At 73.1% G+C, this 21,796-nt stretch carries 21 protein-coding genes and 1 pseudogene; 8 read left to right on the top strand and 14 right to left on the bottom strand.

Features of this window, described 5'->3' with window-relative positions; translation table 11 throughout:
* Positions 1-45: 45 nt before the first annotated feature.
* A complete protein-coding gene (locus ACFWMZ_RS19920) occupies positions 46-1,638 on the bottom strand; it encodes an acyl-CoA carboxylase subunit beta (protein WP_383179709.1) in 1,593 nt (530 codons plus the stop codon).
* A gap of 326 nt (positions 1,639-1,964) precedes the next feature.
* Positions 1,965-2,504 carry a hypothetical protein gene (locus tag ACFWMZ_RS19915; protein ID WP_383203150.1) on the bottom strand — a complete coding sequence of 180 codons (540 nt, stop codon included), beginning with the start codon at positions 2,502-2,504 and terminating at the stop codon, positions 1,965-1,967.
* A gap of 374 nt (positions 2,505-2,878) precedes the next feature.
* Here ACFWMZ_RS19915 and ACFWMZ_RS19910 point away from each other — a divergent pair, with 374 nt between their 5' ends.
* Positions 2,879-3,484, top strand: coding sequence for a YceI family protein (locus tag ACFWMZ_RS19910; protein WP_383203148.1), 606 nt, complete (start codon positions 2,879-2,881; stop codon positions 3,482-3,484).
* A gap of 318 nt (positions 3,485-3,802) precedes the next feature.
* Here the strand turns inward: ACFWMZ_RS19910 and ACFWMZ_RS19905 are convergent, their stop codons facing one another.
* Positions 3,803-4,180 carry a signal peptidase I gene (locus tag ACFWMZ_RS19905; protein ID WP_383179701.1) on the bottom strand — a complete coding sequence of 126 codons (378 nt, stop codon included), beginning with the start codon at positions 4,178-4,180 and terminating at the stop codon, positions 3,803-3,805.
* A 341-nt stretch (positions 4,181-4,521) separates the two neighbouring features.
* Between ACFWMZ_RS19905 and ACFWMZ_RS19900 the strand changes: the two genes are divergently transcribed.
* Together ACFWMZ_RS19900 and ACFWMZ_RS19895 are read left to right on the top strand one after the other, a co-directional pair.
* Positions 4,522-4,980: an SRPBCC family protein gene (locus ACFWMZ_RS19900; protein ID WP_383179698.1), complete on the top strand. Its 459-nt coding sequence runs from the start codon at positions 4,522-4,524 to the stop codon at positions 4,978-4,980.
* A gap of 264 nt (positions 4,981-5,244) precedes the next feature.
* Positions 5,245-5,859: an SMI1/KNR4 family protein gene (locus ACFWMZ_RS19895; protein WP_383179695.1), complete on the top strand. Its 615-nt coding sequence runs from the start codon at positions 5,245-5,247 to the stop codon at positions 5,857-5,859.
* A gap of 44 nt (positions 5,860-5,903) precedes the next feature.
* Here ACFWMZ_RS19895 and ACFWMZ_RS19890 read toward each other — a convergent pair whose 3' ends face one another.
* On the bottom strand, positions 5,904-6,425 hold the full coding sequence (locus tag ACFWMZ_RS19890; protein ID WP_383203145.1) for a hypothetical protein: 522 nt from the start codon (positions 6,423-6,425) through the stop codon (positions 5,904-5,906).
* Between the two features lie 165 nt (positions 6,426-6,590).
* On the opposite strand from ACFWMZ_RS19890, the gene ACFWMZ_RS19885 reads away from it, so the two are divergent.
* Positions 6,591-6,914 carry a hypothetical protein gene (locus ACFWMZ_RS19885; protein ID WP_383179689.1) on the top strand — a complete coding sequence of 108 codons (324 nt, stop codon included), beginning with the start codon at positions 6,591-6,593 and terminating at the stop codon, positions 6,912-6,914.
* Positions 6,915-6,970: 56 nt separating this feature from the next.
* Here ACFWMZ_RS19885 and ACFWMZ_RS19880 read toward each other — a convergent pair whose 3' ends face one another.
* Positions 6,971-7,564, bottom strand: a complete 594-nt coding sequence (locus tag ACFWMZ_RS19880; RefSeq protein WP_383203142.1) for a TetR/AcrR family transcriptional regulator — start codon at positions 7,562-7,564, stop codon at positions 6,971-6,973.
* A gap of 203 nt (positions 7,565-7,767) precedes the next feature.
* On the opposite strand from ACFWMZ_RS19880, the gene ACFWMZ_RS19875 reads away from it, so the two are divergent.
* Positions 7,768-8,712 (top strand): SDR family oxidoreductase, encoded by a 945-nt coding sequence (locus ACFWMZ_RS19875; RefSeq protein ID WP_383203139.1) that lies wholly within the window; start codon positions 7,768-7,770, stop codon positions 8,710-8,712.
* Here the strand turns inward: ACFWMZ_RS19875 and ACFWMZ_RS19870 are convergent.
* Positions 8,693-9,048, bottom strand: a pseudogene (locus tag ACFWMZ_RS19870) (ATP-binding protein). The gene ACFWMZ_RS19875 and the pseudogene ACFWMZ_RS19870 overlap by 20 nt on opposite strands.
* Positions 9,049-9,160: 112 nt before the next feature.
* Here ACFWMZ_RS19870 and ACFWMZ_RS19865 point away from each other — a divergent pair.
* The 3 genes from ACFWMZ_RS19865 to ACFWMZ_RS19855 all read left to right on the top strand — a co-directional run bounded on the left by ACFWMZ_RS19865 (position 9,161) and on the right by ACFWMZ_RS19855 (position 12,612).
* Positions 9,161-9,979 (top strand): Scr1 family TA system antitoxin-like transcriptional regulator, encoded by an 819-nt coding sequence (locus ACFWMZ_RS19865; protein ID WP_383203137.1) that lies wholly within the window; start codon positions 9,161-9,163, stop codon positions 9,977-9,979.
* A 1-nt stretch (position 9,980) separates the two neighbouring features.
* Positions 9,981-10,247, top strand: a complete 267-nt coding sequence (locus tag ACFWMZ_RS19860) for a DUF397 domain-containing protein (protein WP_383203134.1) — start codon at positions 9,981-9,983, stop codon at positions 10,245-10,247.
* A 79-nt stretch (positions 10,248-10,326) separates the two neighbouring features.
* Positions 10,327-12,612 (top strand): germacradienol/geosmin synthase, encoded by a 2,286-nt coding sequence (locus ACFWMZ_RS19855; RefSeq protein ID WP_383179671.1) that lies wholly within the window; start codon positions 10,327-10,329, stop codon positions 12,610-12,612.
* A 77-nt stretch (positions 12,613-12,689) separates the two neighbouring features.
* On the opposite strand, the gene ACFWMZ_RS19850 is transcribed toward ACFWMZ_RS19855, so the two are convergent.
* The 8 genes from ACFWMZ_RS19850 to ACFWMZ_RS19815 all read right to left on the bottom strand — a co-directional run.
* Positions 12,690-14,096, bottom strand: coding sequence for a hypothetical protein (locus ACFWMZ_RS19850; protein ID WP_383203189.1), 1,407 nt, complete (start codon positions 14,094-14,096; stop codon positions 12,690-12,692).
* 162 nt (positions 14,097-14,258) lie between these two features.
* A complete protein-coding gene (gene cimA / locus ACFWMZ_RS19845) occupies positions 14,259-16,061 on the bottom strand; it encodes a citramalate synthase (RefSeq protein WP_383203131.1) in 1,803 nt (600 codons plus the stop codon).
* A 183-nt stretch (positions 16,062-16,244) separates the two neighbouring features.
* Positions 16,245-16,535, bottom strand: a complete 291-nt coding sequence (locus ACFWMZ_RS19840; RefSeq protein ID WP_383179721.1) for a hypothetical protein — start codon at positions 16,533-16,535, stop codon at positions 16,245-16,247.
* Between the two features lie 219 nt (positions 16,536-16,754).
* The gene (locus tag ACFWMZ_RS19835) at positions 16,755-17,405 is read right to left on the bottom strand and encodes a TetR family transcriptional regulator C-terminal domain-containing protein (RefSeq protein WP_383179665.1); all 651 of its coding nucleotides are present in this window, start codon (positions 17,403-17,405) and stop codon (positions 16,755-16,757) included.
* 12 nt (positions 17,406-17,417) lie between these two features.
* Entirely contained in the window at positions 17,418-18,491 is a 1,074-nt protein-coding gene (locus ACFWMZ_RS19830) for an agmatine/peptidylarginine deiminase (protein WP_383203128.1), read from the bottom strand.
* Positions 18,492-18,499: 8 nt separating this feature from the next.
* Positions 18,500-20,302, bottom strand: a complete 1,803-nt coding sequence (locus tag ACFWMZ_RS19825; RefSeq protein WP_383179660.1) for an urease subunit alpha — start codon at positions 20,300-20,302, stop codon at positions 18,500-18,502.
* Positions 20,299-21,033: an urease subunit gamma gene (ureA, locus tag ACFWMZ_RS19820; protein ID WP_383179657.1), complete on the bottom strand. Its 735-nt coding sequence runs from the start codon at positions 21,031-21,033 to the stop codon at positions 20,299-20,301. The genes ACFWMZ_RS19825 and ureA overlap by 4 nt, the downstream gene beginning before the upstream one ends.
* A 525-nt stretch (positions 21,034-21,558) precedes the next feature.
* On the bottom strand, positions 21,559-21,796 hold a 238-nt coding region (locus ACFWMZ_RS19815; protein ID WP_383203125.1), incomplete at its 5' end, for an integrase core domain-containing protein.

Below are 21,796 nucleotides of genomic sequence, written 5' to 3'. Positions count from 1 at the left end.
GCACCGGGACCGGGGCCAGGTGGCCGCCGCCGGTCCCGGGGGCCGTCACTGGGGCGGGTTGCCGTGCTTGCGGGAGGGCAGGTCGGCGTGCTTGGTGCGGAGCATGGCCAGGGAGTCGATGAGGACCTGGCGGGTCTCGGCGGGGTCGATGACGTCGTCCACGAGGCCGCGCTCGGCCGCGTAGTACGGGTGCATCAGCTCGGCCTTGTACTCCTTGACCATGCGCGCGCGCATCGCCTCGGGGTCGTCGGCCTGCGCGATCTGGCGGCGGAAGATGACGTTGGCGGCGCCCTCGGCGCCCATCACGGCGATCTCGTTGGTGGGCCAGGCGTAGGTGAGGTCGGCGCCGATGGACTGGGAGTCCATGACGATGTAGGCGCCGCCGTAGGCCTTGCGCAGGATCAGCGAGATCCGCGGCACGGTGGCGTTGCAGTAGGCGTAGAGGAGCTTGGCACCGTGGCGGATGATGCCGCCGTGCTCCTGGTCGACGCCGGGCAGGAAGCCCGGGACGTCGAGGAGGGTGACGATCGGGATGTTGAAGGCGTCGCACATCTGCACGAAGCGGGCGGCCTTCTCGGATGCCTCGATGTCCAGCACCCCGGCGAGGGCCTGGGGCTGGTTGGCGACGATGCCCACGACCTGGCCGTCGAGGCGGGCCAGGGTGCAGATGATGTTGCGGGCCCAGCGCTCGTGGACCTCCAGGTGGTCGCCGTCGTCGACGAGTTCCTCGATGACCTTGGCCATGTCGTAGGGCCGGTTGCCGTCGGCCGGGACCAGGTCGAGGAGGGCGTCACCGCGCCGGTCGGCCGGGTCGGTGGCCTCGGCGGTGGGCGGGTTCTCCCGGTTGTTCTGCGGGAGGAGCGAGAGGAGGTAGCGGACCTCGGCGAGGCAGGTCTCCTCGTCGTCGTAGGCGAAGTGGCAGACACCGGAGGTCTCGGCGTGCACGTCCGCGCCGCCCAGGCCGTTCTGCGTGATCTCCTCGCCGGTGACGGCGCGGACGACGTCCGGGCCGGTGATGAACATCTGCGAGGTGTCGCGGACCATGAAGACGAAGTCGGTCAGCGCGGGGCTGTAGGCGGCTCCGCCGGCGCACGGGCCGAGCATCACGCTGATCTGCGGGATGACGCCGGACGCCTTGGTGTTGCGCTGGAAGATGCCGCCGTACCCGGCGAGCGCCGAGACACCTTCCTGGATACGGGCGCCGGCGCCGTCGTTGAGGGAGACCAGCGGAGCACCGGCCGCGATGGCCATGTCCATGATCTTGTGGATCTTGGTGGCGTGGGCCTCGCCGAGGGCGCCGCCGAAGATCCGGAAGTCGTGGGCGTAGACGAAGACCGTCCGGCCCTCGACCGTGCCCCACCCGGTGATGACACCGTCGGTGTGCGGCTTCTTCTCCTCCAGGCCGAAACCGGTCGCCCGGTGCCGGCGCAACTGCTCGACCTCGCGGAACGACCCCTCGTCCAGCAGCAGGGCGATCCGCTCGCGGGCGGTCAGCTTCCCCTTGGCGTGCTGCGCCGCCGTCGCCTTCTCACTCGGGCCGCGCTCGGCCTGCTCGCGCAGGGCGTGGAGCTCGGCCACGCGGCCACGGGCGTCGGCGGGCCCGCTCCCGGACTCGGCTGTCTCGTCCAAAACGGTCATGTAGCGACTCTACGAACCCGGGCCCCGAGAACCTGCCGTCGACTCCTCACAGTCTCCGGGCCGTTTTCCTGGAGCGGTTGCACAGGAGGATAGGGGTACGCAGTGCATTCGACTGCCGAGAGGGGGTGCGCGTTATGGGGTTCCGACAAACGCCGGGGATGGGCGCCGGGGACCGGGTGCCGTAGGGACCCCACAAGCGGCTGCCGCCGTACGGGGGATGTGGCGGCGCCGGCCCGCCGGCGGACCGGTGCGACCGGGCCCGCACCGCCGAGGTTAGCGGCGGGGCGGGCCCGGCGCGAAACGGACCGGCGGCCTGGGCGGGCCGGTCAGCAGCCGCCGCAGTTGTGGTAGGTCACGTCCCAGTGGTTGCCCTCGTTGGCGTAGATGTTGCCGGAGCCCGACTGGTACTGGGCGGCGCCGTCGCCGCGCTGGCCGATGTAGGTGAAGGTACCGGTGACGTAGTTGTCCAGGCAGGTGCTCTTGGAGAAGTCGAGCTTGTAGCCGTTCCAGTGCGAGTAGGTGCCGCCGGCGTGGCCGGTCTCGGTGCCGCCGGTGACGTTGATGGCGCAGCCGCTGGTCGACTTGAGGGTCTGGGCGCCCTGAGCGGTGGCGAGATTCAGCTGGTCGAAGGAGGTACAGGTGGAGACGTTGCGGTCGGAGCAGCCCCCGGAGGACGACCAGGTGATGCCGGAGGAGGAGAACCGCGAGGTGGCCTGAGCGTGGGTGATCTTGGTGGCGGCCGCGCCGAACTCGGCGGCGGTGCCGGTGGTGGCCGGTGCGGCGGTGGCGCCGTGGGCGGTGCCGATGACGCCGAACCCGGCCCCGGCGACAAGGGCGAGGGCGCTCAGCGCCGAGCGGATCTTCATGGGGGTCCTCCTTGCGGGGCGTGCTGCGCACGCGGACGTGTGGGGGGCGTGGGGGCGGTGCGGAGGCCGTGCTGGGCGGGGCAGAGGCATAGTGCCCGAGTTCTACGCGGGTCACCAGAGGGCCTCATCGATCAGTTCCGGCCAACTAGGGGGCGCGTCGGGCGCCGGTGACTCCACCGGCACCTCCGCCCCGGGAAGGCCCGTCCGCCCCGCCCGCGCGGCCCGGACGGGGGGCTCGGCCCTGCTCCGCACGCACCGAGCCGAAGATGTTGAAAGTTGAACTGCAACGCGTTACCTTCGAACTCGTTGAACATTCAACCGTTTCTCCCCCGCTTCGGACTCCGCCCCGGAGCACGTCCCCAAGGAGCAGACTCATGGGCATCTTCGGCCGCAGGACCACCGAGACCGCCACCACCGACGCGCCCGGCACCGCCGGCCCGGACCTGGCCACCCTGACCGGCACTTACACCATCGACCCGGCACACACCACGATCGGCTTCGTGGCCCGCCACGCCATGGTCACCAACGTCAAGGGCGGGTTCGGCGAGTTCTCCGGCACGCTGAAGCTGGACGGCTCCGACCCGTCGAACTCCTCCGCCGAGATCGACGTGACCATGGACTCCATCGACACGGGCAACGCCGACCGCGACGGCCACCTGAAGAGCGCCGACTTCTTCAGGACCGAGGAGTTCCCGCAGATGACCTTCCGCTCCACCGAGGCGGAGGCCCTCGGCGACGACTACCGGATCACCGGCGACCTGACCATCCTCGGCACCACCCGCCCGCTCTCCATCGACCTGGAGTTCAACGGCGCCGCCAAGGACCCGTTCGGCAACGAGCGCGTCGGCTTCGAGGGCACCGCCTCGATCCTGCGCTCGGAGTGGGGACTGAGCTGGAACGCGGCCCTGGAGACCGGCGGCGTCCTCGTCTCCGACAAGATCAAGCTGGTCTTCGACATCTCGGCCATCAAGAACGCCTGACCCCGCCGGCCGGTTCCGCCCGGCCCGTCGGCCCCGCAGGGGCACCGGGGCCCGTGCGCCCCTCCTGAGCGCGCCCGTCCTCCTCACCGGAGGGCGGGCGCTCCTGCATGGGGGCTTGGGCGTGGGTGTGCGGGCGGAGCGGATGCCGCTCGCGCGCCCCGGCCGACGCGCCCTCTGCTGACCCGTCGGCGCCGCCCTCCGCCCGCTCCGGACCGCTCCCCGCCGGGGTCGCCTCCCCGCTCCGGGCCGGGGTGGCCCGGAGCGGGCGGGTTCAGGGGGCGCGCGGCGCGCGGTGCGCCGGGCTCCGTAGGGCGCCGGTCACTGAGCTGCGGTGCCCGGGACGCGGTAGCCCGGCACGGAGGGCCAGCGGACGGTCATGACGACCGACGGCTCCTCGGCCTCCCAGGAGTGGTCGACGCCCTTGCCCCAGATGACGTACTGGCCCTGCTCGGAGAGGACCACGTCCCGGTCGGGGAACTCCATGCGGAACCGCCCGCTGATGAGGACGAGCAGCGCCTGCCGTTCCTCGCCGCGCACCCAGGCGGCGCGCCGGTCGCCCGCCTCGTGGACGCCCCACTTGATCTCGACGGCCTCGTTGTGGCGCGGGTCGTCCGGGGCCTTGAAGTGGCCCATGATCCAGCCGGCGTCCAGCGCGGCCTCCTCGGGGGCGTTGCCCACGTACACGTTCTCGCTCATGGTCGGGACGGTATTACACCGGCCGGTGGCCTTCCGGGGCCGGCGGACGGTCCGCTCCGGAGTGCGCCGCGCCGGGCCGGACGCAGCGCGTCGGTGCCGGTGCCGGAGCCGAGTTCGAGGCCGGCCCGGAAGCCCTCGGGATACGGGACGACCGGCCTTCGGGAGGTCGCGGACCGCGCGGGCGTGTCCGTGCGGACCGGGTACGGCGCGTTGGCCGACCGCGACGGGCCCGGACGGTGACCGGGTGGCCGACCCCGGGTCCCCTTTGGTTGGGTGGGGTGGTCGTACTGGCGTGAACTGAGGGGGGCGAAGGTCGGTTGAGGACCACATCAGAGGTTTCCGTGGCGGCCGTCATCGAGGCCGAGCCGAAGGCGGTCTACGAGCGGGTCGCCGACGTGGCGTCGATGGGCCGGTGGAGCCCGGAGTGCGTGCGGACGGCGGCGGGCGTCGGGCCCGCACCGGTGGGCGCCGAGTTCAAGGGGACCAACAAGGGCCCCAGTGGCCGCAGTTGGTCGACACGTTGCCGGGTGATGGTGGCGCGGCCGGGTGAGCGGTTCACCTTCCGGGTGCGGTTCTGGGGGGTGCCGGTGGCGACGTGGGACTACCGCTTCCGCCCGGTCGGGGACGGCACCGCGACCGAGGTGACGGAGACCGCCGTGGACCAGCGGAACCGGGTCCTGTGGTTCCTCGGCTCGGTGGTCAGCGGCGTCTGGAACCGGGACGCGCGCAACGCCGAGACGATGCGCGAGACCCTGGAGCGGCTGCGCGAGACGCTGGAGGCGGAGCGACGGGCGGGGTGAGGCCCGGCCGGGTACGGGCCCCGCCCCGTACGGCCGACCACCCGGAATCGGCCACCGCTCCGCCCGCCGTACGGGACGGAGGCGTCGGCCTCCGTCGGCCGCTCGGTGAGCGGCCGCGTCGCCTCGGGCGGGCCAGGGCGGGGTCGGCCGGCGAGAGGGCGGGAGGGCGTGCGGCGGCTCGGTGTCGGCGAGGTCGGCCACCTCCCCGGCGAACGCGCCGAGGCGCCCCCTGCCCTGTCGGTGGCGTGTGGTGGGATCGGCCGTATGAGTGACGACAGGACGAGGACGGCCGAGGACGAGGCGCGCGCCGGGGCCGTGCGGGCGGCGTGGGCGCGGATCGACGCGTGGTTGCTGAAGTGGGCGCCCGCGTCGTACGAGCGGTTGGCGCCGCCCGCCGACCCGGCCCAGGTGGCCGCGGCGGAGGCCGCCCTGCGTCTACGCTTCCCCGCCGAGCTGCTCGCCTCGCTGAGCTGCCACGACGGCGCGGGCGGCGAGTCGGTGCTCCCGGTCAAGCCGCCGCTCTCCGCGGCCGGGATCGCGCGGTACTGGACGCGGTGGATGGGGCTCACCGAGGAGGAGCGGGAGCACGGCGACCCCGAGGAGGAGGGCGAGCCGTCCTGGCATCCCCGGTGGATTCCATGGGCCGAGAGCGACGGCGACGCCCAGATCATCGACGCGCGCGAGGGGCCGGGGTTGGGTCGGCTGGGCATGAAGTACCACGACGAAGAAGGCGCTTTCGGGGAGGGCGCGCCCTCGCTGGCGGCCCATCTGACCGAGGTCGCGGAGGTACTGGAGCAAGGGGGCACGGTCGCGGGGCGGACGCCGTACCTGGCGGTGAGCGGGGTGCTGTGGTGGGAGGCGGAGCCCGCCACCCGGTAGCCCGGCACGAGGGCGGGGGTCGGCCGGCCCGTGATGGTGGCGGGCTAATCGGCCTCCAGCGCCACCCGGGCCAGTTCCAGGAAGGCCAGGTGCTGGCTGCGGAACTCCTGGTAGGCGGCGTCGTAGCGGGCGCGTTCGTCCTCGCCGCCCGTGGTCAGGCGTCCGAGGAGGCCGGTGGTGGTGAGCGCGGCGTGCCGCAGCGCCTGGGCCGCGTCGGCGACCGGCGCGGGCCCCTCCAGCACGACTTCGCGGCTGCCCCGGGTCACCTCGTTGAGCGCCGTCCGGGCGGCGGTGCCCATCTGGGTGAGGATGTCGGTCCGCGACCGGCCCGCCGCGGCGGCATCCGCCTCCTCGACCCGCCAGAACACCTCTGACAGGCCGTGCACCGCCGCGCTCATCTCCCGGTAGGCGTCGCGCCGCCGGGTACGTGTCTCCGCGGCGCGGGCCGCCCGCGAGGTGACCTCGGCCTGTACGCGCGCCGACCGGGTGGCGCCGAGCCCGGCGACCCAGCTGGCGACGACGGCCGTCCCGCCGGTGATGAGCCCGATCACCCAACTGCTGTCCATAGGAAGGGAATTATGGCACCTCCAGAAAAACGCGGCGTGGCGGAAAGCCCGGCCGTGCCAGGCTGTCCGGCATGACGAACCACCGAAAGGCACGTGCCGCGTAAGGCACCGGCCAGGGTGCGGGCCGGGCTTCGCCGGCGCCGGAGGCCCTGGGAGAAGTCGCCTGTGACCGACGGGCTGTCGGGTGGGGCGCTGGCCGAGTTGTCGCGGCTGGAGCGCTCGCGGAGCTACCTGTGGCCGGGCTCCGTGGCCGAGGCCTTGCACGCCTGGGCCACGCACGTGCGTCAGCCGCGGAGCCGGACCTGGCCCCATCAGGAGCACGTCCCCTGCTACTGCTGCCCCGACCCATGGGAGTCCCGGGAGTTGCTCGACAGGGTCGGGCGCGCCATGTCCCGGCGCGGGGCGCGGGAGTTGCGGCGCGTGGTCGCCCGCCATGACCACTCCTGGGACCCGGTGGCGCCGCCCTACCGGGGCGAGGGGCCGTGGTGAGGGGCCCGCCCACTCACTCCGCCCGGACCGGACGGTGTGCGTCAGGGGCGCGGCGCTCACGCCGGCGCGCAGGCGCGCGCGATGGCCGCGATCACGTCGTCCAGCCCCTGGTCCGGGGTCTGCGGGAGCGGGACGCCGCTCGACGCGAGGCCGGTGTAGCCGTGCAGGGGCGCCAGGACGGTCAGGGCGACGCGGTCCGGCGGGTCTTCGCGCACCTCGCCTCGGCTCTGGCCGTCGCGGATCAGCGCGAGCCCCTGGTCGACCCAGCGGAGGGCGGCCTCCCGCAGCCCTTGTGACGCCTCCGGGCTGTGCTTGGCCGAGAACATGAGGCCGACCAGGGCGGGGTCGGAGAGGGAGAAGCCGACGTAGGCACGGGCCATGGCGTCGAGCCGTTCGGGAAAGGGCCGACCCGCGCTGCTCTGCGCGGCGGCGGTGGCCTCGACGAGGCGTTCGAAGCCGTCGAGCGCCAGGGCGTCCAGCAGGGCCTGCTTGGTGGCGAAATGGCGGCGGGGCGCGCCCGGGCTGACCCCGAGGTCGCGGGCCAGTTCCCGCAGCGACAGGGCACCCGCCCCCCTTTCGCGCAAGGTCTGCCCGGCCCGTGCGAGCAGCGCGGCGCGAAGGTCTCCGTGGTGGTAGGGGCGCTTCTCCATGACCTCAGCGTAAGTCCGCACGCCACTCCGATGTAGTCGTTGAATACATTGTAGCCATCGCATACATTGGACGGTGCGCACCACCAGCCTCGCCGTACCGCGACCGGCACGCGTCGCGGACGGGCGCGGCCGACCGCACCAGGGCTGGGGCTCGGCGGGAGACCGGTACCACAGGGAGATCACCGCACACCGCAGGAGGAACCGTGCCCCGCAAACCCCTCGACATCACCGTGCCCGACCTCTCCGGGCAGCGCGCCGTCGTCACCGGCGCGAGCGACGGCCTCGGGCTGGGCCTGGCCGCGAGGCTGGCCCGCGCGGGCGCCGAGGTGGTGCTGCCCGTACGCAACCAGGACAAGGGTCGGGCGGCGATCGCCGAGATCCGGCGGTCGACCCCCGGGGCCGAGGTGTCGCTGCGCACTCTGGACCTGTCCTCGCTCGCCTCGGTCACCGCCCTCGGCGAGGCCCTGCGCGAGGAGGGCCGCCCGGTCCACCTCCTCGTCAACAACGCGGGCGTCATGACCCCGCCGGAGCGCCGCACCACCGCCGACGGCTTCGAGCTGCAGTTCGGCACCAACCACCTCGGCCACTTCGCCCTCACCGCCCAGCTGCTGCCGCTGCTGCGCGCCGGGCGGGCCCGCGTCACCTCGCAGATCAGCGTGGCGGCCGACCGCAACGCGATCAACTGGAAGGACCCCCACTGGGAGTCCTCCTACAACGGCATGAAGGCGTACAGCCACTCCAAGATCGCGTTCGGCCTCTTCGGCCTCGAACTGGAGCGGCGCGCACGGGCGCACGGCTGGGAGCTCACGAGCAACCTCTCGCACCCCGGCGTCGCCCCGACCAACCTCCTCGCCGCCCGCCCCGAGGTCGGCCGCGCCAAGGACACCCCCGGGCGGCGGTTCATCAAGGCGCTTTCCGCCCGGGGCATCCTCCTGGGCACCGTCGAGAGCGCGAAGTTCCCCGCGCTGTACGCGGCCACGGCGCCCGAGGCCGGGGGCGGCAAGCTGTACGGACCCAGCGGCCCCGGCCACCTCGGCGGCCCCCCGGCCGAGCAGAAGCTCTACTCCCGCCTGCGCTCCCTTGAGGACGCCCGCCGTATCTGGCGCCTGTCGGAGGAGCTGACCGGCGTCACCTTCCCGGGCAACTGACGCCCACGGGACGGAACGAGCACCAGACGATCTTGCCCGGGTCGCGCTCCCCCACCCCCCAGTCGTCCGCGAGGGCGGAGACCAGGAGCAGGCCCCGGCCGGACTCGGCCTCGTCGCCGGGGGCGCGGGTCGCGGGGTGTCCGTCGCCACTGTCGTGGACCTCGACGCGTACGCCGCCGTCGTCGGCCCGGAGCACGAAGAGGCGGAAGCCGCGCCCCGGCGGGACACCGTGGAGCAGGGCGTTGGGGCGGTGAAGTCCCTGGCTGCGGGGACGGATCGGCGCTCGCGGCGGTAGAAGCGCTCACAGCGCGCGGGAAGTCGGGTTTCGGTTTTCACCCTCCTACGGTCACCCACCGTCACTAGCCTTGTGCAGGGCGTCGACCCGTACGAATCCGTTGTACGGGTCGTGTCGGGTGCGCGACGGGGCGCGTCGGGACGAGGAGTGCGTATGCAGCAGCGAAAGAAGTCCAGCAAGAAGGTCACGTCGTGGGAAGTGGTAGGGGCCCAACTGGCCGAGTTTCGGCGCTCAGCCGGACTGACCCAGCCGCAGTTGGCGGACACAGCCAAGGTCGGGGAAGACACGCTCGCCTCGATCGAGCAGGGTCGGCGGCGGCTCAAGGCGGACTTGGCCGAGCTGCTGGACACGATCCTCAACACCAAGCGGGCGCTGGCAACGGCGGTGTCCAAGATGCCGGACAGGGAGCGCTACCCGGCTTTCGCCCAAGAGTTCGTGGAGCACGAGCAGGAGGCGTTGACGCTGCTCTCGTATCAGAACCACGTCATTCCCGGCCTTCTTCAAACGCCTGAGTACGTAGAGCAGATCTACGCCAACCTCTTTCCTCCGCTCAGCTCGGAAGCAACGGAGGTGGCCATACGAGCACGGTTGGACCGCCAGAACTTGCTGCACAGGGAGCCGCCGCCCGTGATGAACTTCATCATCGAAGAGAGCGTGTTCCAGCGGCACATGGGAAATCCTGATGGCATGCGTCGGCAGGTCCGGCACCTACGCGAATGCGCCGATCTCCCGTTCATCGGCATCCAGGTGATGCTGACCGCGACAGACGCCCATGCGGGACTTGCGGGACCTCTCGTTCTTCTCGAAACGCCTGACCACGACCACCTCGCGTATGCGGAAGGGCAGCACAACGGCTTCCTCATGGATGACCCGGACGAGGTCAGTGCCTATCAGCAGAGGTATGGGATGCTGCGGTCGCAGGCCCTCTCACCACAGAGGACCAAGAGCCTGCTGAACACACTGTTGGAGTGAGATGACCAGCGAGGCCCCCTCCGTCCGTAACCTGGGTTGGTTCAAGTCCAGCTACAGCAGCAACGCAGGCGGCGACTGCGTCGAGGTCGCCTACGACTGGCGCAAGTCCAGCTACAGCAGCAACTCAGGCGGCAACTGCGTAGAGGTCGCCGCCCACCCCACCAAGGTCCACGTCCGCGACTCCAAGGTCCCGGCGGGCCCCGTCCTCGACGTCACACCAGCCGCCTGGGCGGCGTTCGTACACGCGACCGCCGGTCCACTCGTATGACAACACCGCCGTCCGGCTGACGGGTCGGGCGGGCGGGTAGTGATCGGGCCGCCGGTATCACCGTGTGGAAGGCTCGACCGTGACACAGCCCTTTGTCCTGCCCGATTTCTACGTGCCGTACCCGGCGCGGCTCAACCCTCATCTCGAAGAGGCGCGTGCGCACGCCCGGGAGTGGGCGGACGAGATGGGGATGCTGGAGGGGTCGGGCGTCTGGGACCTGGCCGACCTGGAGGCCCACGACTACGCGCTGCTCTGCGCGTACACGCACCCGGACTGCGACGGTCCGGCGCTGTCGCTGGTGACCGACTGGTACGTGTGGGTCTTCTTCTTCGACGACCACTTCCTGGAGCTGTTCAAGCGGACGCAGGACCGTGAGGGCGCGAAGGCGTACCTGGAGCGGCTCCCGGCGTTCATGCCGATGGATCTGGCCGACGGTTTCCCGGAGCCGCAGAATCCGGTGGAGGCGGGGCTCGCGGACCTGTGGGCGCGGACGGTTCCGGCGATGTCCGAGGACTGGCGGCGCCGCTTCGCGCTCTCCACGGAGAACCTGCTCAACGAGTCGATGTGGGAGCTCTCCAACATCAACGCGGGCCGCGTCTCCAACCCGCTGGAGTACATCGAGATGCGCCGCAAGGTCGGCGGCGCGCCCTGGTCGGCGGGGCTCATCGAGTACGCGGCGCAGGCCGAGGTGCCGGAGGCGGTGGCGTACTCACGGCCGCTGCGCGTGCTGACCGACGCCTTCTCGGACGGCGTCCACCTGCGCAACGACCTCTTCTCCTACCAGCGGGAGGTCGAGGAGGAGGGCGAGCTGAGCAACGGCGTCCTCGTGCTGGAACGGTTCCTGGAGTGCTCCACGCAGGAGGCGGCGGAGGCCGTCAACGACCTGCTGACCTCGCGGCTCCAGCAGTTCGAGAACACCGCGCTGACCGAACTGGGCCCTCTCTTCGCCGACAAGGGGCTGAACCCGGCCGAGTGCGCCTCGGTGCTGGCGTACGTGAAGGGGCTCCAGGACTGGCAGTCGGGCGGCCACGAGTGGCACATGCGCTCCAGCCGGTACATGAACGAGGGGGCCGTCGACGGCGGCGAGGCGCCGCCGACGCCGGGCGGGTCGCTCGGCGCGCTGGCCTCGGCGCTGGCGGGCGGCACCCTGGGCACCTCCGCGCTGGACGTGGGCACGTTCTTCGGTCGCCCGGCGCGGCAGCGGGCGCGCAGCTTCTCGCACGTGCCGTTCCAGAGGACGGGGGCGTCCTTGCTGCCGGACTTCAAGCTGCCGTTCCCAACGCGGCTCTCGCCCGCCCTGGAGCAGTCCCGGGTGCACACGATCGAGTGGGCGCACCGGATGGGTCTGCTGGTGCCGCAGCCGGGGGTGCCCGGTTCGGACGTGTGGGACGAGGAGGCGCTGGCCGGGTACGACTTCCCGCTCTGCGCGGCGGGGCTGCACCCGGAAGCGGACCTGGAACAACTCGACCTGGCCTCGCAGTGGCTGACCTGGGGCACCTACGGGGACGACTACTACCCGGCGGTCTTCGGGCGGACCCGGAACTTCGCGGGCGCCAAGCTCTGCACCGACCGGCTGCGGGACTTCATGCCCGTCGAGCAGCCGACGGCGGGGCCGGTGCCGACCAGCGCGCTGGAACGGTCGCTCGCCGATCTGTGGGCGCGGACCGCCTCGGCGATGCCGGAGAAGGCGCGCCGCGAGTTCCGGCAGACCATCGAGACGATGCTCGACAGCTGGGTCTGGGAGCTGGACAACCAGGCGATCGGCCGCATCCCCGACCCCATCGACTACATGGAGATGCGCCGCGCCACCTTCGGCTCGGACCTGACGATGAGCCTGTGCCGCCTGCGCCACGGCAACATCGTGCCCGAGGAGGTGTACCGCTCGGGCACCGTCCAGGCGATGGAGAAGGCCGTCTCGGACTACGGCGCGCTGATCAACGACGTCTTCTCGTACCAGAAGGAGGTCGAGTTCGAGGGCGAGATCCACAACGCCGTCCTCGTCACGCAGAACTTCTTCGACTGCGACTATCCGACCGGGCTCGCCCACGTGGACGCGCTGATGAACGCGCGGCTGGAGCAGTTCCAGCACATCGTCGCGCACGAAATGCCGGTGTTGTACGAGGACTTCCAGCTGGACGGGCGGGCCAGGAAGGTGCTGGACGGGTACGTGCGGGAGCTGGAGAACTGGCTCTCGGCCATCCTGACCTGGCATCGCGGGTGCGTGCGGTACAAGGAGGAGGAGCTGAGCCACCACTCCCCCGGCGTGCGGCGCGTGATCGAGGCCGCGCCGCGCGGGATCGGGCCCAACGGGCTCGGGCCATCGGGGCTGGGGACCGCCGCGGCCCGGGTGGTCGCCGGGCGGTGAGACGGGCCGGGGGCGCCCGCTCGGGTGAGGGGCGCCCCCGGAGTCGTACGTCTGGTCCTGGCCGTGGTGGGCCGGGGTCAGAAACCGCCGCCGAAGTCGCCGCCTCCGCCGAAGCCGCCGCCGTCCCCGAAGCCGCCGCCTCCGCCGCCGAAGTCGCCGGGGTCGAAGTCGGAGCCCGAGACGTCGCCGCCCTCGAAGCCGCCTCCGCCACCGTCGCCGAAGCCTTCGGCCGAGCCGTACGCGGAGGCGTAGGCGGGGCTCATCATCATGTGGCCGAGCATCGTGCCGACGAGGAGGCCGGGGAGCAGGCCGCCGCCGAAGTAGCCGCCCGCCCACGGGCCGTACGCCGGGCCTGCCTCCCAGTACGGGCGGCGGCCTCCGGCGTCGGTCTCGACGGTGCGGATGTCGGGCTCCTCGCCCTGTTCCAGCCGCTGCTGGTCGGCGGCGCAGACGGGCACCTCGCGGGGTGCGCCGCCGGCCGGGGCCCAGGTGACGTCGGCGGCCGAGAGGCCGTGGCGCGGGTCGAAGAAGCACGGCGCGCGGCGTACGGGGAGTTCGCGGCCGGAGCGGCGGGCGTCGAGCACGGCGAGCGCGAACCGGCCGTCCTCCAGCGCCTTGGTGACCTCACGGACGTCCTCTGGCTTGCGGGCGTGGTCCATGAGGGACTTGGCGTTCTCGTAGGCGTCGAGGGCGCGCTCGTAGTCGCCGCGCATCTCGTCGTCGGCGCCGGGCTCCGAGGGGCGGAAGTCGAGCCGCTCCAGCTCCTCGCCGAAGGCGGTGATGTCCTCGTCCACCACGACCCGCAGCTTGCCGAGCGCCTCCTGCTGCGCCTGCTCGCGCCGGTTCTTCGTCCGCCGGGTCATCGTGTACGCGGTGCCGCCGACGACCACGGCGGCGATGCCGAGGCCGAGCCAGGTGGAACCGGGGACGCCCTCGCTGGACGACCAGGAGGTGGGGGCGCGGCCGCCCATGTTCTGGGTGGCGTTGTCGACCAGGCCGTTGAGCTGGGAGGCGGTGGGGGTGGTGTCCGCGAAGCGGGCCTGGAGGTTCTGGGTGGCCTGCGGGGAGAGGACCGACTGGTCGGCGCGGGCGTAGAGGTCGTCGCCGATGCGGAGCACGTACAGGCCGGTGATGCCGGTGTCGCTGCGGAGCTGGTTGAGCGTCTCGCCGACGTCGTCGGTGAAGGTGGCCGGGAGGACCGCGACGAAGATCGCCTTGTCGCTGTCCTGGATCCGCTGCGAGAGGTCGCGGGCGTCGGCGTCGGAGAGCTGGTCCGAGACGTCCGAGTCGACGAAGACCGGGCCCTCGCGCCAGGCCGTGGCGACCTGGGAGACGGTCGCGGCGTTGGGGGCCCGCGGGGCGGCCTGCGGGGCCTGCGCGGCAGGAGCGCCGACGCTCTGGGTCTGCGCCGGTGGGGGCGCGGCCACGGCCGGGGCGGCCATCGCCCCGGCGGCGCCCAGCGCGAGAAGAGGCCCGGACACCATGAGGGCGCCCCGGCGTATGGACTGGCGGACTACGGCTCGCCTCATACCTCCACGCTAACCCGGGTCGGGACGAAACGCGCCGAACGGGTGATCGAAGGCGGGGGGCGCGGCGCGGGCGGCGGGGCTGCTGTGGGTCCGGGTGGCCCCGCCGCCGGGCCGTGGTTACTCGGCGGGCTCCACCCCGGCGCGGAGGAGGCCGTAGGTGTAGGCGTCCTCCAGGGCGCACCAGGAGGCGGCGATGACGTTCTCGGCGACGCCGACCGTCGACCACTCGCCGTCGCCGTCGCCGGTGGAGATCAGGACGCGGGTGGTGGAGTCGGTGCCGGAGCGGCCTTCCAGGATGCGGACCTTGTAGTCCCGCAGTTCGAACTTGGCGAGCTGGGGATAGATCCTCTCCAGGGCGACGCGCAGGGCGCGGTCGAGGGCGTTGACGGGGCCGTTGCCCTCGGCGGTGGCGAGGATGCGCTCGCCCTTGGCCCAGAGTTTGACGGTGGCCTCGTTGGCATGGGTGCCGTCGGGGCGGTTCTCGGTGATCGCCCGCCACGACTCGACGCGGAAGAAGCGGGCCGGGGCCCCGTCCCCGGTTCCGGCTCCGTCGGTTCCGCCGCGCCGCAGCTCGTCGCGGAGGAGGAGTTCGAAGGAGGCGTCGGCGGCCTCGTAGGAGTATCCGGCCAGCTCGCGTTCCTTGACGCGCTCCACGACGCGGCCGACCAGGGCGCGGTCGTCGCCGAGGTCGATGCCGAGCTCCTTGCCCTTCAGCTCGATGGAGGCGCGGCCGGCCATGTCGGAGACGAGCATGCGGATGCGGTTGCCGACCAGTTCAGGGTCGATGTGCTGGTACAGGTCGGGGTCGACCTTGATCGCGGAGGCGTGCAGTCCGGCCTTGTGGGCGAAGGCGGAGACGCCGACGTAGGGCTGGTGGGTGGAGGGGGTGAGGTTGACGACCTCGGCGATGGCGTGCGAGATGCGGGTCATCTCGGCGAGGGCGCCTTCGGGGAGGACGGTGCGGCCGTACTTCAGCTCCAGGGCGGCGACGACCGGGAAGAGGTTGGCGTTGCCGACGCGCTCGCCGTAGCCGTTGGCGGTGCACTGGACGTGGGTGGCGCCGGCGTCGACGGCGGCGAGGGTGTTGGCGACGGCGCAGCCCGTGTCGTCCTGGGCGTGGATGCCGAGGCGGGCGCCGGTGTCGGCGAGGACGGTGGCGGTGACGGCCTGGATCTGCGCGGGCAGCATGCCGCCGTTGGTGTCGCAGAGGACGACCACGTCGGCCCCGGCCTCACTCGCGGCGCGGACGACCGCCTTGGCGTAGGCGGGGTTGGCGGCGTACCCGTCGAAGAAGTGCTCGCAGTCGACGAAGACGCGGCGGCCCTGGGCGCGCAGGTGGGAGACGGTGTCGCGGACCATCTCGATGTTCTCGTCCAGCGTGGTGCGCAGCGCCAGCTCGACGTGGCGGTCGTGGGCCTTGGCGACCAGGGTCACGACGGGGGCGCCGGAGTCGAGGAGCGCCTTGACCTGGAGGTCGTCGGCGGCGCGGCCGCCCGCGCGGCGGGTCGCGCCGAAGGCGACGAGTTGCGCGTTGCGGAAGGCGATCTCCTCGCGGGCGCGGGCGAAGAACTCGGTGTCGCGCGGGTTGGCGCCGGGCCAGCCGCCCTCGATGAAGCCCACGCCGAAGTCGTCCAGGTGCCGGGCGATGGTCAGCTTGTCGGCGACGCTGAGGTTGATGCCCTCGCGCTGCGCGCCGTCGCGCAGCGTGGTGTCGAAGACGTGCAGGGAGCGCTCCACGGCGGCGTCCACGGCGGCGGTGTCCGTCGCGGGGCGGGCGGCGGAGACGGGGGCCGGGGCGAGGGCGGAGGCGGGCGCGGGGCGCGCCCCGTCGTCGCCCCGTACGTCGCGCGCGACCTGCGGTTTCGTCTCGTCCGACGGGGCGCGCTCAGCGGGTTCTTCGGGGGTGGCCTGGCTGGTCATGCGGTGGTGACTCCTGTCGGGTGAGTGGCTCCGGAATGCTTGGCTCCACTTGCCCCCATCCTCTCGTGCGCCTCGCCGTGGCCCGGTCGGGGCCGACAAACGAAAAGACCCCTCGCGGGTGCGAGAGGTCTGCGCGCGGGTCTGGGGCACGGTGGCCGCGTCGCACGTGGTGGTGCGGGGCGGTCACTGCGGACCGGCGCGCCTGCTGCCGATAATCATGGCGAACGTGGGCACGGGGGCAGTCTTCCACAGAGACTCCCCCGCGCCCCAGGGCGTCTCAGGATACGAACGGGGCGTCCGTTTTCGCGGAGCCCGGAAGCGGCGTCGGCGACCGGAGGGGCAGCGGCGTCGGCGGCGGACGGCGAGCCGGTCGGCGAAGTACGTGGCGAAACTCGCGTACACGAACCAGCCGAACCACTCGACCATGTTGCCGGCCGAGCCGACCCAGATTTCCTTCCACTGCTGTCGTCCCATGAGCGGCACAGTGCCGGAATGATCCATTCCGACACAGATGCACGGGGCAACCATCTCGGTTACTTGTGTGCTTCGCGGTCCCCGGGAAGCGCCCGGAGGGGTGCCGGCGGGCCGGCTCCGGCCAGGCGGCGCCGGGTCCACCGAAGTGAGCCGCGCGGGCGGGAATCCGGCCGCCGGGTGGCGTCGCCTTTCAGGGCGGTACGCGGGACGGGCGGGGCACTACGCGAGCAGGGTGTCGGCGACGTGGGCCCGGGCGTGGGACAGGGCGGCGGGGCGGGTGAGGCCGGGGAGGCCGACGACGAGCTGGATGGCGAGGCCGTCGAGGAGGGCGCCGAGGCGTGCGGCCCAAGGCCCGGGCGCGACGGGGCGGAACGCACCGCGCGCCACGCCCTGGGCGACGAGGGCGGCGAGGTCGCGCTGCCAGGCCGCTTCGATGGCCGCCTGGCGGCGCAGCCCGTCCTCCCCGGCGCGGCGCGAGCGGTTCCACACCTCCAGCCAGAGCGTCCAGTGCGGGTCGCGGGGGCCGGGCGGGAGGTACAGCTCCAGGCAGCCGTCGAGGCGCCGGGCAGGGCCGGCGGCGCCCGCCTCGTCACCGTCGAGGAGGGCGCGGCGCCGTACCGCGAGGCGTCCCTCGCTCCACTCCAGGGTGCGCAGGAGCAGCTCGTCCTTGGTGCGGAAGTAGTAGAGGAGGTGGCCGCTGCTCATGCCCACCGCGCGGCCCAGCCCCGCCATGGTGAGGCCGTCGAGGCCGTGCTCGGCGATGAGTTCCATGGCGGTGCGCAGCACCACTTCGAGGCCGGGCGCCTGGCGGCGGGGCGTGCGGCGCGGCGCGGGCTCCGGGCCGCTCGGCGGGGTGGGGGCGATAGGCATGGCGGGAGGGTCTCAGCGTGCGGCGGGGGCGGGGGCGGGTTCCTGCTGGGTGACGCAGTGGATGCCGCCGCCCGCCGCGAAGACGGCGCGGGCGTCGACGGGGACGACGGTGCGCTCCGGGAAGAGGCGGCGGAAGATCGCGGCGGCCTCGGCGTCGCGCGGGTCGTCGAAGGCGCAGAGGACGACGCCGCCGTTGCAGAGGTAGTGGTTGATGTACGAGTAGTCGGCCCACGCGCCGTCCACCTCCAGGACGGTGGGCGCGGGCACCTCCACCACCTCCAGCGGGCGGCCCGCCGCGTCCCGTTCGGCGCGCAGCACGGCGACGATCTCCCGGCAGACTTCGTGGTCGGGGTGGGCGGGGTCGGGCTGGGTGTGCGCCACGACCACGCCGGGCCGGGCGAACGCCGCGACGATGTCGACGTGGCCCCGGGTGCCGAACCGCCCGTAGTCGGCGGTGAGCCCGCGCGGCAGCCACACGGCCTTGCGGGTCCCGAGCCCCGCGTGGATCTCGGCCTCCACCTCGGCGCGGGTCAGCCCCGGATTGCGGTCCGGGTCGAGCTGGACGGTCTCGGTGAGCAGCACGGTGCCCTCGCCGTCGACGTGCAGCCCGCCGCCCTCGTTGACCAGCCCCGTGCGGTACGCCGCCACCCCGGCCAGCGCCGCCACCTCTCCGCCGATCCGCGCGTCGTGCTCCCAGCGGGCCCACTCCTGCGCGCCCCAGCCGTTGAACGTCCAGTCCAGCGCGGCGCGGGCACCGTCCGCGCGGGTCACGAAGGTCGGGCCGATGTCCCTCATCCAGGCGTCGTCCAGCGGGCGTTCGACCACCTCGACGCCGGGGCCGAGGAGGGCGCGGGCGCCCTCGGCGCGGCCGGGTCCGGCGATCACGGTGACCGGTTCGAAGCGGCGTACGGCGCGGGCCACATCGGCCCAGGCGCGCTCCGCTCCCGCCAGTTCGGCGGCGGTCTCGAAGGTCGGGTTGGGGCCGGGCCAGGCCATCCAGGTGCGCAGGTGCGGGACCCACTCGGGCGGCATGCGGAAGCCCGCGGGGACGGTGCCGCGCAGGGACGGGGCGGGCGCGTCGGACATGGCGGTCCTCAGAGGAAGTAGAGGCGGTTGAGGGTGACGGAGTCGGCCGGGCCGGAGCGGACCGGGTCGCCGTCCAGAGTGACCAGGCCGGTGCGGGCGTCCACGTCGACCTGGCCGGTGCGGGAGTTGAGGAGGAGGTCGGCGGGGCCGATGTTCCGGGTGCCGCGCACTGGGACGCGGCGCCTGCGGGTGGGCAGGGCGTCGGCGCCGAGGCCGACGGCGGCGCCCGCGACGAAGGCCACGGAGAGGTCGGCGGCGCTCGCCCCGTAAGCGCCGAACTGGGGGCCGAGGACGAGCGGTTCGCTGGTGTCGGTGGCGGCGTTGGGGTCGCCGGTGACGCCGTAGGCGGGGAATCCGGACTTCAGGACGAGCTGCGGCTTGGCGCCGAAGTACTCGGGGCGCCACAGCACGATGTCGGCGAGTCTGCCGGGTTCGAGCGAGCCGACCTCATGGGAGAGGCCGTGTGCGCGGGCCGGGTTGACGGTGAGTTTGGCGAGGTAGCGCAGGACGCGGGCGTTGTCGTCGCCCTCGCCGTCGCCGTCGAGGGGGCCGCGTTCGCGCTTCATCTTGGCGGCGAGCTGGAGGGTGCGGCGGATGGTCTCCCCGGCGCGACCCATGCCCTGCGCGTCGGAGGAGGTGATGCCGATGGCGCCCAGGTCGTGCAGGACGTCCTCGGCGCCCATCGTCGACTCGCGGATGCGGTCCCGGGCCATCGCGGCGTCGCCGGGCAGCTCGGGCTTGAGGTCGTGGACCGAGACGATCATGCCGTAGTGCTCGGCGACGGCGTCCCGGCCGAAAGGCAGCGTCGGGTTGGTGGACGAGCCGATGACGTTCGGCACGCCCGCCATGCGCAGCACGTCGGGGACGTGGCCGCCGCCGCACCCCTCGATGTGGAAGGCGTGGATGGTGCGGCCGTCGAGGACCTGGAGGGTGTCCTCGACGGAGAGGCATTCGTTGAGGCCGTCGCTGTGCAGGGCGACCTGCACGTCGTGCTCCTCGGCGACCCGCAGCGCGGTGTCCAGGGCGCGGGTGTGGGCGCCCATGTCCTCGTGGACCTTGAAGCCGCAGGCCCCGCCCTCGGCGAGCGCCTCGACCAGCGGTGCCGGGTGCGAGGAGGAGCCGCGGGCGAGGAAGCCGATGTTCACCGGCCAGGCGTCGAAGGCGGCGAAGACGTGGCGCAGGGCCCACGGGGAGTTGACGCCGACGCCCCAGACGGGGCCGAACTCCTGGCCGACGATGGTCGTCACGCCGGAGGCGAGGGAGGCCTCCATGACGCGGGGCGAGAGCAGGTGGACGTGGGTGTCGACGGCTCCGGCGGTGGCGATCAGTCCCTCGCCGGAGACGATGGTGGTGCCGGTGCCGACCACCACGTCCACCCCGTCGAGCGTGTCCGGGTTCCCGGCGCGGCCGACGGCGTGGACACGCCCCTCGCGGACGCCGATCGAGACCTTGCGGATGCCGAGGACCGCGTCGATCACCAGGACGTTGCTGATCACCAGGTCGCAGGTGTCGCGTACGGCGGCCGCCCGCAGGTGCAGGCCGTCGCGGGCCGTCTTGCCGAACCCGGCCAGGAACTCGTCACCGGGCCGCTGCGAGTCGGCCTCGACGCGCACCGTCAGCCCGGTGTCGCCGAGCCGCACCCGGTCGCCCGCGCGGGGGCCGTGGACGGCGGCGTAGGCGTAGGGGTCGGATGCGGTGGCCGCCTCGTCGGGGGCGGTGCGGCGGCCGTGCGGGGTACGGGCCAGGTGGGGGAAGGCACGGGGGCGCGGGGTGAGGTCCTCGGGCAGGGCCCGGCCGGTGGGGTCGCTCATGCGGGGGTCTCCGGGGCGGGGGCGCTTTCCGGGGCGGGCTCGGTCCCGACGGGCTCGGCGCCGAGGTAGCCGCAGGCGGCGGCGCGGCGCAGGGCCTCGGCGCGGGCGCCTGGGGCGTCCAGCGGACCGTCGACCAGCCCGGCGAACCCGATGACGACGCGCTCCCCGCCGATCGGCAGCAGCCCCGCCTCCCGGGTCTCCCCCGGGCCGAAGCGGAGGGAGGAGCCGGCCGGGACGGCGAGCCGCATGCCGTACGCGGCGGCCCGGTCGAAGCGCAGGCGCGGGTTGGCCTCGAAGAAGTGGAAGTGCGAGGTGACGCTGACCGGGACCGTGGCGGTGTTGGTGACCGGCAGCGTCACCTCCGGTCGCCGCTCCGCGTGGGGCGGGCCGGGGAGCAGCGCGCCGGGGGCCTGGTCGCCGGCGTGGCCGCCGCCGACGGGGTCGGTGAGCACGGCGAGCCGGGACCCGTCATCGAAGACCGCCTCGACCTGGATCTCGGTGAGCACGTCGGCCACGCCCGGCAGGACATCCTCCGGCCCCAGCACGGCCCGGCCCGCCGCGACCGCCTCCACCAGCCGCGCCCCGTCCCGCGCCGCCTCACAGACGGTGTCCGAGATGAGCGCGGTCGCCTCGGGAACGTTCAGACGCAACCCACGCGCCTGCCGCGCACGGGCGAGCTGAGCCGCGTTGAAGATCAACAGGCGGTCACGCTCGGTGGGGGTGAGACGCATGGGGCCCCCTGGTGGCGGTAGCGGGGGTGGGTGGTGCCGACGGGGGCGCCGTTTGAGCATCACTCTAACTAAAGGGTTCAGGTTTTCCAACGGGGCAAGTGCGGCGGAGCGCACGGGGCGCGCGAGGGACGTGCGGCTCGGCGGATGCGGGGCGCGCGAGGGACGTGCGGCTCGGCGGATGCGGGGCGCGCGAGGGACGTGCGGCTCGGCGGATGCGGGGCGCGCGAGGAACGTGCGGCTCGGCGGATGCGGGGCGCGCGAGGAACGTGCGGCTCGGCGGATGCGGGGCGCGCGAGGAACGTGCGGCTCGGCGGATGCGGGGCGGGCGGCGCGCAGCCGTTACGGGGCGCGCGACCTGCGGGTTTGTGGGGCACGGGGCGGGACGGGGCGCGCGACGTACGGGGCGGACACGGGGCGCGTACGGCGGGGAACGTACGGGGCAGCGGGCCGGAGGCGACCCTTACCTCGGCTGGGTCTGCCGGTGGACGCGTAGGGGGCGTCGGGGCGGAGATGGCCTTACATCTGCTAGGTGTATTGACCCGCAGCGTTGTTGACGCGGCTGATGGGTGGGTGCCCGTCGAGTGCGGTGTGGCAGCGGTGGTGGTTGTAGGTGTGGAGGAAGTCTGCCAGGGCTTCGGTGCGCTCGTCGTTCGAGGTGTAGGGCCTCCGGTAGGCCCACTCGTCGGCCAGGGTGCGGTTGAAGCGTTCGACTTTGCCGTTGGTCTGCGGCCGGTAGGGGCGGATCTTCTTGTGGGCGATGCCG

The organism is Streptomyces sp. NPDC058373, from assembly GCF_042723275.1.
Classification (GTDB): Bacteria; Actinomycetota; Actinomycetes; order Streptomycetales; family Streptomycetaceae; genus Streptomyces.
This window is presented reverse-complemented; position numbering and strand designations above follow the sequence as displayed.